We start from the raw sequence: 13,032 nt of genomic DNA on the forward strand, positions 1-13,032 counted from the left end.
CCCCGACAGACCGGCTGCGGCGCCCTCCCAGATAATAAGGGTAAAGCACGTTTTGAGCCAGCCTTGCCCAAGCGGCGCTTAACCTTTTAGTGTTTGCTCCAGCACATGCAATTCATGGTTGCATTCCGGATTCTTTGTGCGGTCCAGCGCGATCTTGCGCACGGCATGCAGCACCGTGGTGTGGTCGCGGCCGCCGAACAGCTCGCCGATTTCCGGCAGGCTCTTCTGTGTCAATTCCTTGGCCAGGTACATGGCGATCTGGCGCGGCCGGGCGATATTCGCGGGGCGGCGCTTCGAATACATGTCGGCAACCTTGATATTGAAGAAGTCGGCCACCGTTTTCTGGATGTTTTCCACGGAAATCTGGCGGTTCTGCACCGACAGCAAGTCCTTCAGGGCTTCCTTGACGATATCGATTGTTATATCTTTGCCATGGAAACGCGAGTACGCCAGGATCTTGCGCAGCGCGCCTTCCAGCTCGCGCACGTTCGAGCGCAAATGCTTGGCGACAAAGAAGGCCACATCGTCGGAGAAGGTCACGCCTTCCTGCTTGGCTTTCTTCAACAGAATCGCCACGCGCATTTCCAGTTCCGGCGGTTCGATGGCCACCGTCAGGCCCGAGTCGAAGCGCGAAATCAGGCGGTCGTCCATGCCCGTGATTTCTTTCGGATACGTATCCGAGGTGATGATGATCTGTTTCTTCGCGGCAATTAATGCCTCGAACGCATAGAAAAACTCTTCCTGCGTGCGGCTCTTGCCGCCAAAGAACTGGATATCATCGATCAGCAGCATGTCGAGCGAGTGATAGTAGTGCTTGAAATCGTCGAAACCCTTGCGCTGGTAAGCGGTCACTACGTCGCGAACGTACTGTTCCGCGTGGATGTAGCGGATCTTCGCGCCCGGATTGTCGGCCATCACCTGATTGCCGATGGCGTGGATCAAGTGGGTTTTACCGAGGCCGACGCCGCCGTAGAAGAACAGCGGGTTATACGACACGCCCGGATTGTTCGCTACCTGGATGGCGGCGGCGCGCGCCAGCTGGTTGGCCTTGCCGGTCACGAAGCTGTCGAAGGTCAGGTCGGTGTTGATGCGGCTCTGCTCACGGCGCGGCGCGGCGCCGATGCTCAGTTCCGGCACGCTGGGCTGCGGTTCCGCCGGGCGCGCGCTGGGCGCGCCGCCATTCGGATCGCTGGCCGGGGTGCTGGCGGTGACTGGCTTTTTCGGCAGGGCCAGGCGCGGGTCGAGCACGAACTGCACTTCCGTCGGCGCTTCGAAATACTGTATGGCCAGCGCCGTGATGCGGCTGGCGAACTGGGTCTTGACCCAATCGAGCTTGAAGCGATTGGGCGCAGCAATGCGCAGCTTGCCCTCTTCGTAATCGAGAGGGATAAGCGGTTTGATCCACGCACTGAATTGTTGCGGTGTCAGCTCCAGTTCCAACTGCGCGGAACAGGCCTGCCAGAAATTATCCATGTATGTCTATGTGAAAAGGTGTGGGAGGGCGTATCGATTCTGCCCTGCGGTCACCGTGTTGCAAGGCCGGCGTCGCGCGAGGGCTCGCCACACGTAACGCGCTATTCTACTCCCGACTGCCAAAGTTATCCACAGGCACGACGCTTATTTTTGTGTGGCGGGGTGGGGCGCCGTGTGTATAAGAAGCGACTTATCCCCCGGTTATCCCGTCACAGGCAGTGCTGGCGCGGCCTGCGGCGCAGGCGGAGAGCTGCGCGCAAATTTCCTGGCGATCACGGCAATCCTTGACAAGAGGGGGCATATGCTGAATAATTCAGGGTTCCCCGCCCGTATTCCGTGTTTATTCATTTGGAACGACAATATGGACTAAGCGTGGATTAACGACGCAGTACCAAATCGTAGCGAGCGGTGATGAGTTGTGGCTGAGGCGCGCAACTGTGCGAAGGCACAGTGAGCACCGGAGGCCGCAAATCGCTCCGCGTAGTAGATTTGGTGCGCGTTCAAGCGGGCGATGAGATTGGCCAGCTTGTGCCTTGGCATAAGTGCGCGATTGTCATTGGCACCAAAAACTGACGGGACGTCAGACCCGATTTTGCATTTTTTTTGTTTTTAGCGAGACCAACATGAAACGTACTTACCAACCTTCCGTCGTTCGCCGCAAGCGTACGCACGGCTTCCGCGCTCGTATGGCTACCCGTGGTGGCCGTGATGTGCTCAACGCACGTCGCGCAAAGGGCCGCAAACGTCTGGCCGTCTAGGCTTGTCGTTGACAGCTGATCGCGTGGCTAGCTGTACTCCAGTCGGCAATCAACGCGAAGGTTCACACGACTTCGCGCGCTTTCGGCGTATCGTTAAAACGGATGAATTTTCATCCGTTTTTCGTTTGCGCCCTTCGCAAAAAACAGCGCATTTTGTGCTGTACACCCGACACAATCAATTGCCGCATGCGCGGCTGGGCGTCGTTGTGGCCAAGCGTTTCGCGCCGCGCGCGGCGACCCGCAACACGATCAAGCGCGTCACGCGCGAGCTGTTTCGCAACAGCGCGATGCCGCCGGTCGACTGCGTGGTGCGTTTGTCGCGCGCCGTCAACAGCAAGGATGGCCCTGCCACCACGACCAGGCTCAAAGCCGAGCTGCGTGAAGAATTGGGCCGCCTGTTCGCGGCGCAAATCGCCGCCCAGGCCCGTTCTGTTGCTGCGCCACCACCATCCGCGCCATGAAAACCCTGCTGCTGTTCCTGCTGCGCGCTTATCAGTTGCTGATCAGCCCCATGCTGGGACAGAATTGCCGTTTCTATCCGAGCTGTTCGCATTACGCGATGGAAGCGCTGCGCGTGCACGGTACGGCCAAGGGCAGCCTGCTGGCTGCCAAGCGCCTGTGCCGTTGCCACCCCTGAAGGGGGCGTCGACCCGGTGCCGCCGGCCGATGGCAAACAATCTTCAACGACCGCTTGCGGTTGCAACCACTCCTGACAAATACCCTAATGGATATCAATAAACGTACCATCCTGTGGATCGTGTTTTCCGTCTCGCTGGTAATTCTCTGGAACGAATGGATGATCTCGAACGGCAAGCCGTCGATGTTCTCCGCGAACACGGAACAAACCGCCAAGGCGCCTGTCACCCCGGCCAAGACGGCCGCCCTGGCGCCTGCCGGCGCGAGCGCCGTGCCTGGCGAAGCGACCGATCCCGCCGCGTTCAAGCGCGAAGTGATTACCATCACCACCGACGTCATCAAGGTCGATATCGACACCCTGGGCGGCCAGGTCAAGCGTCTGGAATTGCTGAAATTCAAGGGCGCGGGCAATCCGGGCTGGTTCGGCGGCTGCTTCGGCCTGTTCAAATGGTGCCAGCCTGACGAAGGCAAGCAAAACGAAGTGCTGTTCGACGTCGGCGCCAACCACACCTACCTGGCGCAGTCGGGCCTGGTCGGCGGTCCTTTCCCCACGCATAACACGGGCTTTACCGTACAGCCTGGCGTACGCACCCTGGCGGACGGAAAGCAAATCCAGCTGGTCATGGAAGCGGTCGAAGGCGGCGTCAAGCTGACCAAGACGTTTACCTTCAAGCGCGGCGACTACGTCATCGACGTGCGCCACGACGTGGCCAACGTGGGCGCCGCTCCCGTCACGCCGCAGCTGTACCTGCAACTGACGCATGACGGCAACAAGCCGGTCGGCGACTCGTTCTTCAACAGCAGCTTCACCGGTCCTACCCTGTACACGCCGCAGGACAAGTACCAGAAGATGACGTTCGAGAAGATCGAAAAAGCGGCCGTGGAAGATGAGAAGAAGGGCAACGACAACGCCATGAAGGGCCTGCATCCGCAATCGGCGAATGGCGGCTGGTTTGCGATTTCGCAACACTTCTTCGTGTCGGCCTTCGTCCCGCCAGAAAACGTCAAGCGCGACATCTTCACGAAAAAGCTCGACACCAACCTGTACGCCATCGGCAACGTGCTGCCGCTGCCGACCCTGGCGCCTGGCGCCTCGGCCAGCATGGACAGCAAGCTGTACTCGGGTCCGCAAATCGCGCACCTGCTGGAAGCCGTTTCGCCCGGCCTGGAACTGGTCAAGGATTACGGCTGGCTGACCATCATCGCCAAGCCGATCTTCTGGGTCATGGAACACATCCACAGCGTGCTCGGTAACTGGGGCTGGACCATCATCGCCTTCACGATCCTGATCAAGCTGGCGTTCTTCCCCCTGTCGGCCGCCGGCTACCGCAGCATGGCGAAGATGAAACTGGTCACGCCGAAGATGCAGGCGATCCGCGAGCGCTACAAGGGCGATCCGCAAAAGATGAACCAGGCCACGATGGAGCTGTACAAGACGGAAAAGATCAATCCGCTGGGCGGCTGCCTGCCGATCCTGATCCAGATGCCCGTCTTTATCGCCCTGTACTGGGTGCTGAACGCGTCCGTGGAAATCCGCGGCGCGCCATGGATCGGCTGGATCACCGACCTGGCCCAGCATGACCCATGGTGCATCCTGCCGGTGCTGTACGCGATCTCGATGTACATCACGACCAAGCTGAACCCGGCCCCGGCCGATCCGATGCAAGCGAAGATGATGCTGTTCATGCCACTGGCATTCTCGGTGATGTTCTTCTTCTTCCCGTCGGGCCTGGTACTCTACTGGGTCGTCAACAACGTCCTGTCGATCGGCCAGCAATGGGTGATCACCAAGAAATACGCGCCGTCCACTGTGTAAGCAGGGTTAGCGAAGTAAAAGCCCGCCTAGTGCGGGCTTTTTAATTCTTGTAGGTCGGATTAGCGTGGCAAGGCCACGCGTAATCCGACACTATCGCCAGCGTGTGCTGCGTCGGCTTACGCGCTGCGCGCTAAGCCGGCCTACGTTGCTGCACTTTCCCTTGCCGTACCTATTACAATATCCCCATGAAACTCGACTCTTCCCCTATCGCCGCCATCGCCACCGCTCCCGGACGCGGCGGCATCGGCGTGGTACGCGCCTCCGGCAAAAATCTCGCCCCGCTGATGACGGCCCTGTTCGGCGCGCAAACGCTGAAACCGCGCCACGCCACCTATCTGCCGTTCACGGAAGCCGATGGCAGCATCATCGACCAGGGCATCGCCATCCACTTCAAGGGCCCGCATTCCTACACGGGCGAAGACGTGCTGGAATTGCAGGGCCACGGCGGCCCTATCGTGCTGCAGCTGCTGCTGGCGCGCGTGCTGGAAGCGGGCAAGGACAGCGGTCTGCGCCTGGCCGAACCGGGCGAATTCACGCGCCGCGCGTTTTTGAATGACAAGCTGGATCTGGCGCAAGCCGAAGCCGTGGCCGACCTGATCGACGCTTCCACGGAAGCGGCCGCCAAGTCCGCCTCGCAATCGCTGTCGGGCGCGTTCTCGAACACCATCCACGCGCTGGTGGAACAGGTGACGGGTTTAAGGATGCTGGTCGAGGCCACCCTGGATTTCCCGGAAGAGGAAATCGACTTCCTGGAAAAATCGAATGCGCGCGGCCAGTTGAAGGCCGTCATCGCAGCCTTGCATAAAGTGTTTGCGCAGGCGGCGCAGGGCGCGCTGCTGCGCGAAGGCTTGAACGTGGTGCTGGCCGGCCAGCCGAACGTGGGTAAATCGTCGCTGCTGAACGCGCTGGCGGGCGCCGACGTGGCCATCGTCACGCCGATCGCCGGCACCACGCGCGACAAGGTCAGCGAAACCATCCAGATCGAGGGTATTCCGCTCAACATCATCGACACGGCCGGCATCCGCAGCGCGGGCGACACCATCGACGCCGTCGAGCGCATCGGCATCGAGCGCACCTGGGGCGAGATCGGCAAGGCGGACGTGATTTTGCACCTGCTCGACGCCGACCACGGCCCGACGCTGGCCGATGAAACCATCGTCGCCGCCTTCCCGGAAGGCGTGCCCGTGGTGCGCGTGTGGAACAAGATTGACCTGTCCGGCCACAAGCCCGGCGTCGACAACATGCCCGATGCCACCCACGTGTATCTGTCTGCGCACGAGCACATCGGCATCGATCTGCTGCGCGCGGAACTGTTGCGCATCGCCGGCTGGCAGCAGACGGGCGAATCGCTGTATCTGGCGCGCGAACGCCATCTGATCGCCTTGAAATCGGCCGGCAAGCATCTGGATATCGCCGCCGCGCACGCGGCGCAGGACGACCAGTCGCTGGACCTGTTCGCCGAAGAGCTGCGCCTGGCGCAGGTGCAGCTGTCGAGCATCACGGGCGAGTTTTCGCCCGACGATCTGCTGGGCGTGATCTTCAGCCGTTTCTGCATCGGCAAATAAGGAGGTGCGATGAAGCTGCTGCTTGTTCTGCTGTTCAGTTTCCTGCCCCTGCTGGCCGGTGCGCAGGAAAAGTTGCCGCAGGACGTGGCGCAGTTCGTCGAAAATGCGCAGATGTGCGAGCACTTCGCCGGCGAATGGGATGACAACGACAAGGCGCGCCAGCGCGAGATCACGCAAGCCGTGGCCAGCTCGTGCGGCCAGGCGCAGCGGCAGTGGAAGCGCTTGCGCGTGAAATACGCGAAGCAGCCTAAGCTGCAAAAAGTCATTGCCGAGAATGCCAATGACGCGGTCAGGAGTTTTCGGAAATAAGTCCGAACGGCGGAAAGGCCGGGGTCAGACCCTCAACACCGCTAACACAAAGGTCATCGCTCAGGTGCGAGGGGGTCTGACCCCAGGTTTTGCTACCCTTTCTTCCCCTTCGCCTGTTCTTCCTTGAACTTCTGGAACGCCTCGATATGCTCGGCGCGGCGCAGCACGCGCGAGTGCGGGTCGAGCGTGTACGTGGCGCCCGCCGGCAGGGGCAGTTCGCCAAAGCCCAGCGACATGGGAACGGTATGGATTTCTTTGCCGATACGCACTTCCACCGGCATCGGGAAGGCGATGTCGGCAGGCGTCTTCCATAGCAGGCGCAAGGTGTCGCCGTCGCGCACGGCGGACAGTTCCGGCAATGCCGCCTGGTACAGATAAACCTGGAAGAACCAGTCGTAATTGCTGTCCGTGACTTTGTTGACGATGGCCATGAATTCCGCCGTGCTGCCGTAGCGCGGCTGGAACTGGCCCGGCTGCGGCTGTTCCGTGCCGTAGACGAGCAGGCGCACGGCGCGGAAGAAGGCCTCGTCGCCGATCAGGCCGCGCAAGGTGTGCAGCACCAGCGCCCCTTTCACATACAGGTCGCCGCCCGGTCCGCCCTTTTTCTGGTCGTAGACTTCTTCCTCGCTTCTCGGCTTGCCCGAAACCATGGGCGCCTTGTTGACGATGCCGGCGCGCATTTGCTGCAACGAAGCAAAATACTCTTGCTCGCCCCGCAGGTACTGCATGTAGAGCGGCTGCATATACGTGCCGAAGCCTTCGTGCAGCCACATATCGTCCCAGTTGCTGTTGGTGAGCTGGTTGCCGAACCATTCATGGGCGAGTTCATGCTGCAACAGCTCGTCGTAGCCATAGCTGGTCTTGGCGAATTTGTTCCCATAGGCATTGATGGTCTGGTGTTCCATGCCCTTGTGCGGGGTTTCGGCGATGCCGACTTTCTCATCGCCAAACGGGTAGGGGCCGATGACGCTTTCAAAAAGTCTAGCATGGGCGGCAATTCCGCGAACAGGGCGCCCGCCTTGGCCTCGCTTTCCGGCAGGCACCAGAATTGCAGGGGGATGCGGTTGCCGTAGCGGCTCGCATACTCGCCCTGCAGGCTATGGTAGGGCGCCACGTTCAGGGCGATGCCATAGGTGCTCGGGTGTTTGGCGCGCCAGTGCCAGGTGCGCCAGCCGTCGGCCTCATCCATGCCGAGCGCGATGCCGTTGCCGGCCGCCACCAGCGGCGCCGGTACCTGAATGTGCTGGTCGATCAGCCGGGCCTTGCCCATCGGGTGGTCGATGCACGGCCAGAACAGGTCGCAGCCTTCGCCTTGCACGGCGCTGGCGAACCACGGCGCGCCAGCGGCGGTGCTCGACCACACCATGCCGCCATCCCACGGCGCTTTCACGGCAACGTGCGGCACGCCGTGGTAGACGATGCGGATGCTGGTGCGCGCGCCTGCCGCGAGGGTGGCCGGCAAGGTCATGCTCAGGCGGCCGTCCGGGTTGGCATAGTCTTGCGGCCGCAGCGTCTTGCCGTCGATTTCGATGACATCGACGGGCAGGTTACGGTCCAGGTCCAGCGCGAAACGCGAGATCGGCTGCGTGGCCAGGAAGGTCAGGCGCGCATCGCCGGCAATGCTGCGGCGGGCGGGATCGATGCGCAGGGTCAGGTCGGCGTGTTCGAACACCACCGCCAGTTGTTCCGGCGTGCGTTCGGCACCCGAATTGAGGGTGTAGGCGGTGGGCGCGCGCGTGGCGCAGGCGCTGAGCAGCAGGCAGGAGAGCAGCAGGGGGATGTGTTTCATGGCGAGCGCGCAAGTGAGCGGAATACCGATTGTAGTGTGAAGTGACAACGTTGTCGTTTGGAAATTTCGAGATGCCGATGGGGCAAGCGTGGCCGCGGTTGAGAAATGTCATGGGCTTCAAACTGTGCTGACGTAATCTTGCTGAGCGGCCTTGAAGTGCCGCCAGGAAAGGAAGCGCCATGGACAGCGAACAGCCGGAAGTCGTGGAAAGCAGGGGATGGCGGCGCCGCCATTGCCTTCCCTGTCGCAATTGATCGCAGTGCTGCCGCCGAAAGGCGCATGCTGGTACTGCGACAAGCCGCTCGATGCCGTGCGCCGCTTTTGCTGCAAGAGTTGTTGCGTGGCGTATGCGGAAGAGGCGCAGTTCAACAGCTGAGCGGTAACGGGCTGAGCGCTAGCGCCGCCGCAGCAGAGCCGCCAGGGCGCCGTCGAAATCGAACTCATGCGCGGCGGCTGCCACTTCCTGGTAGACATTCACGCCCAGGCTGGCCGCGAGCAGGCTGGCCGAGTTTTCCAGGATGTCGATGGCGGCGCCGTCGCCTTCGCGCAGATGGCTGGCCAGGCGCGCCAGCAGCAGCTGGATGGCGGGTGCGGCCGGGTCGGGCGCCACGTCCTGCGCCGCCGTGTGGGTTGCCTCCGGCGTGCCCAGCATGCTGCTGACCGCGCCGAGCAATTGATCCTGCGCCAGTTCCAGCTGCTGCATCTGCTGGGCCAGGTCGGGCGCCTGCGCACGCAGTGCCGACTCCAGGGTTGCCGCCAGGCCGTGCACGTGGCGCGCGCCGATCATGCCGGCGGCGCCTTTCAGGGTATGCGCCTTCAGGCGCGCGGAAGCATAGTTGCCCGTGTCGAATTCGGCGCGGATCTGGCACGGCGTGGTGCCGTGGTCATGCAGGAAGCGGCGCAGGATTTTCAGGTACAGGATGCGGTCGCCCATGATGCGGCCCAGTCCGTTCTCGACGTCGAGAATGCGGACCATGTCGGATGCCGCAACGGCGGCATCATCATCGCAAGCGGCGTGTGGTTTCAGCATGCTGTGCAGAGCGCCCCAAAACTTGTCAATTGCTGTAAAGCAGGAACAGCTATTTTACATCCAGTCGTCCTCGATGCTGCGCCCGCTTGGCACGGCGAGTCGCCCTAGCGCGTGCTGAATGACCAGCTCTGCGTGACGTCCGCGCCATTGACTTTGCCGATGAAACTCACGTCATAGCTGGTGTTCGCGTTCAAGGCCGCCAGCGGGATGATGGACGCGGCCGAGACGGGCGTATGCACATCGTTGCCGCTGGTGAGCAGGCGCACGGCCAGGTCCGCGGCGGCGCCGCGCTGGCGCACGCTGAACGCCGTCACGCTGACGGGCGTGCCGTAGTTGGCATGCACGCTGATCGGGTAGCCGACCACGTCCTGGTTCGGCACGGGATCGGGCGATTCGTTATCGCTGGAGAAACTGATGGCCACCTTCTGCTGTCCGCTGTAGGGATAGGTGACGATCTGCGCCGCCGCCAGCCCGGGGCCATAGCTGCGGTTGCCGGCCAGGTCGGTGGTGAAATACGCATAGCCGCTGCCGCTGACGGCCGCGCCCGCGCCGCCTTCCTTGAACAGCGGCTCGAAAATGACGAAGCGGTGATAGATGGCCGTGACCAGCTCTTCGGCCAGGTAAAAGCCGGACGTGTTGCTGGCGCCGGCGATGACTTCGCCCTGCAGCGAGGTGACGACGTAGCCGGCCTTGGCCAGGCGGTCGCCCAGTTTGACGCCCGTAAAGCCGGGCTTGCCCTGCACCTGCTCGTGCGCCACCGTACTGTTGAGATTGAGATAGCTGGAATGGCCCAGGGCCGCGCTGTCGATCAGGCTATTGCGCACCAGCGGAGACAGGCCGATCTGGCTGCGCCGGTAGTTGAACCAGTTGAAGCCATCGGTGGCGATATTGTTGCTGAGGACGGGAGCGCCAGGCTCCTGCGTCAATTGCCCGGCCGGGGTCGAGGTGCTCAGCGACGTATTGCCGCTATCGCCGCCACCGCCGCAGGCGCTCAGCAGGGCTGCGCTCAGCAGGGCGGGTATCCAGTATTTCCAACGCAGTGACGAGGCAATCAAGTCGACTCCTGTATAGGTGGGCGGACAGCGTGCTGCCCTGTAAAACGATTCTAAGGTATTTTGATCGCTCGTAGAGCATCGATGAAAAGATATGTCCCGCTCGTGCGGGGACGGTGCCGCCGCTGCGCAGGGTAGAATGAGCGTAGCGCAGCGTTTGCCGCTGCATTGCCTCATCCCGCTACTTTGATTGCCCATAATTTGAACACATTGCCCAAGTCGCGCCTGCAGCGCGCCAAATACGCCTTGCCCAGCATGGTGACTTTGCTTTCGATAGCGTGCGGTTTTGCCAGTATCGTTATTTCCGTCGATAACGCCGGTGTCGGCGATGCGGATGCCTACCGCCTGGCGGCGGCGCTGCTGGTACTGGCCGGCGTGTTCGATGCGCTCGACGGCTACGTGGCCCGGCTGACGGGGACCAGCTCGCAGTTCGGCGTGCAGCTCGATTCCATTGCCGATGTGATGAATTTCGGCTGCGCCCCGGCTGTCTTGTTGTATTGCTATGGTTTTGTGCAGATGGGCGTGCACGATCCGCTGCTGTTGCGCTTTGGCGGCATGGCCAGCTTCTTCTTTGTCGCCTGCGGCGCCATGCGCCTGGCGCGCTTCAATGTGAATGTGGGGCGCACCGACCCCCTGTATTTCGTCGGCATGCCGATCACGGCCGGTGCCGCCTGCGTGGCGGCCGTGGTGGTGGCCTGGCCGGCGCCCATCGATTCCATGCTGCACAGCTATCTATTGATGCTGCTGCTGGTCGGCGTGGGCAGCCTGATGGTGTCGACCTTGCGCTTCCCCAGCTCCAAGCAAAAGAAAAGCCTGGCTGCGCTGCTGGTGCTGATCCTTGCCATCGCCCTGCTGGTGTGGCTGAAGACCAGTTTCTTTGCGCTGTTCTTCGCCGTCTACATCGCCGCCACCCTGCTGCTCAACCTGGCGTGGTACCTGGGCTGGCGCGGCATTGCCTTACCCCAGGTATTCAACGACCCGGACGAGATTGATTAAACGTTAAGCCACCTCGTGCCCGCGCGCGGCGCGCAGGATGGCGAACCAGTCGCTGCGGCTGAGCGTGAACTGCGTGCCTTCCACGGCCACGCCCACCGCTTCGATGCGTCCCGTGCCCGTCAGCGGCAGGGGGCGGCATGGCAATTGCATGATCCAGGCAAACACCACGCTGGCAAACGGGCGCTGCAGCTGGTCCGCGATCTGCTTGATGACATTGCGCAAGTTCTCCACATTCGCATCGCCGCCCTGGAACAGCCGTCCGCCCGCCAGCGGCGACCAGATCATCGGCGCCACCCCCACGTCCTGCAAGCCGTCGAAGGTTTCGTCGAACAGGGGCGCCACGTGCAGCGGCGAAAATTCCACCTGGTTCGTCACCAGCGGGAAACGCCGGTGCAGGCACTCGAATTGGTGGCGGCTGAAGTTCGATACGCCAAAGTGCAGCACCTTGCCCGCTTGCCGTAGCTGGGTAAACGCGCCGGCGATCTCGTCGAAATCCATCAGCGGGTCGGGGCGGTGGATCAGCAGCAAGTCCAGGCGGTCCGTCTGCAATTGGCGCAAGCTGTGTTCCACGGAACCGGTGATGTGCGCCGCGCTCGTGTCGTAATGCTGGATGGCATGGCCGGGACGGTGCGGCGACAGCAGCTTGATGCCGCACTTGCTGACCAGCTCCATCTTGTCGCGCAAGCCCGGTTGCAGGGCCAGCGCTTCGCCGAACAGCCCTTCGGCGCTGTAATCGCCATAGATATCGGCATGGTCGAAACTCGATACGCCCAGCGTCAGGCATTGCTCGATGAAGCTCAAACGCTGCTGCGCCGACATATTCCACTCGCCGATGCGCCACATGCCGGCGACGATGCGCGACAGTTCGGGACCGTTGCCGCTTAAACGGCTGCGCGGCGCTTGCAGGCTGGCGGGAAATACATGGCTCATGGGCTGGCTTTCTGGTGGTGGCGAAGAAGGTGACGCCACGATTATATCCAGAGCTACAACATGCTGCGGATAAAGCGGCAGCAACGCTCCTGCAGCGCAGCATCGAGCTGGCCGCCAAGTTGCATCTGGTACACGAGCGCCGATTGCAGCATGAAGGCGAACAGGCGCAGGTCGAGGTCGGCGCGCACGCCGATGTTGACCAGGCGCTGCACCACCAGGGTGATCCACGGCGCGACGATCTGCTCGCGAAAGCGCAGTTGTGCCGCCGCATCGTCGTGGATCAGCACCAATAAATCGCAGGTGAAGCGGCCGTCGGCGTTCAGGTTGTCGAAGATGCGCGCGCAGATCGCCTCGATTTCCTGGCCGTCCGGCATGTCGAGCGCGCGCTGCAGCTTTTCCGCCGTGCGCTTGACGAGCGCGTCGAGCAGCATGTCTTCGCGGCGCGGCCAGCGCCGGTAGATCGTCTGGCGCCCCACGCCGGCCACGTCGGCCACCATCTGTATCGTCACCGCCTCCAGTCCATGCTGGCGCACCAGCAGGACGATGGCTTCCAGTACCGCATCTTCCACGCCCGCCTTGCGCGGGCGGCCACGCACCGCTGCCTCTTTTTTGATCACGTTAAACCTGTCTCTGAATGTTTCTTTTAATTATGGTACGATGCGCACCGTAAATGCAAAG

Annotated in this window: 14 protein-coding genes and 1 pseudogene; 9 read left to right on the plus strand and 6 right to left on the minus strand. The window is 62.1% G+C overall.

Going from position 1 to position 13,032, the window contains the following annotated elements:
* Nucleotides 1–78: 78 nt before the first annotated feature.
* Nucleotides 79–1,473 (minus strand): chromosomal replication initiator protein DnaA, encoded by a 1,395-nt coding sequence (dnaA, locus tag ACRHIG_RS04520; RefSeq protein ID WP_070224767.1) that lies wholly within the window; start codon nucleotides 1,471–1,473, stop codon nucleotides 79–81.
* A gap of 623 nt (nucleotides 1,474–2,096) precedes the next feature.
* On the opposite strand from dnaA, the gene rpmH reads away from it, so the two are divergent.
* The 6 genes and pseudogenes from rpmH to ACRHIG_RS04550 all read left to right on the plus strand — a co-directional run bounded on the left by rpmH (nucleotide 2,097) and on the right by ACRHIG_RS04550 (nucleotide 6,557).
* Nucleotides 2,097–2,231 (plus strand): 50S ribosomal protein L34, encoded by a 135-nt coding sequence (gene rpmH / locus ACRHIG_RS04525; protein WP_010401996.1) that lies wholly within the window; start codon nucleotides 2,097–2,099, stop codon nucleotides 2,229–2,231.
* Between the two features lie 8 nt (nucleotides 2,232–2,239).
* Nucleotides 2,240–2,692 carry a ribonuclease P protein component gene (rnpA, locus tag ACRHIG_RS04530; RefSeq protein WP_226936366.1) on the plus strand — a complete coding sequence of 151 codons (453 nt, stop codon included), beginning with the start codon at nucleotides 2,240–2,242 and terminating at the stop codon, nucleotides 2,690–2,692.
* Nucleotides 2,689–2,944: pseudogene (gene yidD, locus ACRHIG_RS04535) on the plus strand (membrane protein insertion efficiency factor YidD). Before rnpA ends, yidD begins: the two are co-directional and overlap by 4 nt.
* Nucleotides 2,945–2,955: 11 nt before the next feature.
* Nucleotides 2,956–4,683, plus strand: a complete 1,728-nt coding sequence (gene yidC / locus ACRHIG_RS04540) for a membrane protein insertase YidC (RefSeq protein WP_475415130.1) — start codon at nucleotides 2,956–2,958, stop codon at nucleotides 4,681–4,683.
* A gap of 185 nt (nucleotides 4,684–4,868) precedes the next feature.
* Nucleotides 4,869–6,248, plus strand: coding sequence for a tRNA uridine-5-carboxymethylaminomethyl(34) synthesis GTPase MnmE (gene mnmE, locus ACRHIG_RS04545; RefSeq protein WP_475415129.1), 1,380 nt, complete (start codon nucleotides 4,869–4,871; stop codon nucleotides 6,246–6,248).
* 9 nt (nucleotides 6,249–6,257) lie between these two features.
* Nucleotides 6,258–6,557 (plus strand): hypothetical protein, encoded by a 300-nt coding sequence (locus ACRHIG_RS04550; RefSeq protein WP_489629493.1) that lies wholly within the window; start codon nucleotides 6,258–6,260, stop codon nucleotides 6,555–6,557.
* A gap of 92 nt (nucleotides 6,558–6,649) precedes the next feature.
* Here ACRHIG_RS04550 and ACRHIG_RS04555 read toward each other — a convergent pair whose 3' ends face one another.
* Complete coding sequence (locus tag ACRHIG_RS04555; RefSeq protein ID WP_489629494.1) at nucleotides 6,650–7,462, minus strand: M1 family aminopeptidase; 813 nt, start codon at nucleotides 7,460–7,462, stop codon at nucleotides 6,650–6,652.
* 194 nt (nucleotides 7,463–7,656) lie between these two features.
* Here ACRHIG_RS04555 and ACRHIG_RS04560 point away from each other — a divergent pair, with 194 nt between their 5' ends.
* Nucleotides 7,657–8,391 carry a hypothetical protein gene (locus tag ACRHIG_RS04560; RefSeq protein ID WP_489629495.1) on the plus strand — a complete coding sequence of 245 codons (735 nt, stop codon included), beginning with the start codon at nucleotides 7,657–7,659 and terminating at the stop codon, nucleotides 8,389–8,391.
* A 172-nt stretch (nucleotides 8,392–8,563) separates the two neighbouring features.
* Entirely contained in the window at nucleotides 8,564–8,722 is a 159-nt protein-coding gene (locus ACRHIG_RS04565; protein WP_489629496.1) for a hypothetical protein, read from the plus strand.
* 18 nt (nucleotides 8,723–8,740) lie between these two features.
* Here ACRHIG_RS04565 and ACRHIG_RS04570 read toward each other — a convergent pair whose 3' ends face one another.
* Together ACRHIG_RS04570 and ACRHIG_RS04575 are read right to left on the minus strand one after the other, a co-directional pair.
* On the minus strand, nucleotides 8,741–9,376 hold the full coding sequence (locus ACRHIG_RS04570) for an Hpt domain-containing protein (protein ID WP_489629497.1): 636 nt from the start codon (nucleotides 9,374–9,376) through the stop codon (nucleotides 8,741–8,743).
* A gap of 104 nt (nucleotides 9,377–9,480) precedes the next feature.
* Nucleotides 9,481–10,431 (minus strand): CAP domain-containing protein, encoded by a 951-nt coding sequence (locus tag ACRHIG_RS04575; RefSeq protein WP_489629498.1) that lies wholly within the window; start codon nucleotides 10,429–10,431, stop codon nucleotides 9,481–9,483.
* A 207-nt stretch (nucleotides 10,432–10,638) separates the two neighbouring features.
* On the opposite strand from ACRHIG_RS04575, the gene pssA reads away from it, so the two are divergent.
* A complete protein-coding gene (pssA, locus tag ACRHIG_RS04580) occupies nucleotides 10,639–11,424 on the plus strand; it encodes a CDP-diacylglycerol--serine O-phosphatidyltransferase (protein ID WP_489630741.1) in 786 nt (261 codons plus the stop codon).
* A 3-nt stretch (nucleotides 11,425–11,427) separates the two neighbouring features.
* Here the strand turns inward: pssA and ACRHIG_RS04585 are convergent, their stop codons facing one another.
* Together ACRHIG_RS04585 and ACRHIG_RS04590 are read right to left on the minus strand one after the other, a co-directional pair.
* Complete coding sequence (locus tag ACRHIG_RS04585) at nucleotides 11,428–12,354, minus strand: aldo/keto reductase (RefSeq protein ID WP_489629499.1); 927 nt, start codon at nucleotides 12,352–12,354, stop codon at nucleotides 11,428–11,430.
* A 53-nt stretch (nucleotides 12,355–12,407) separates the two neighbouring features.
* Nucleotides 12,408–12,950, minus strand: a complete 543-nt coding sequence (locus tag ACRHIG_RS04590; protein WP_489629500.1) for a TetR/AcrR family transcriptional regulator — start codon at nucleotides 12,948–12,950, stop codon at nucleotides 12,408–12,410.
* Nucleotides 12,951–13,032: the final 82 nt, after the last annotated feature.

The organism is Janthinobacterium sp. C22, from assembly GCF_057919405.1.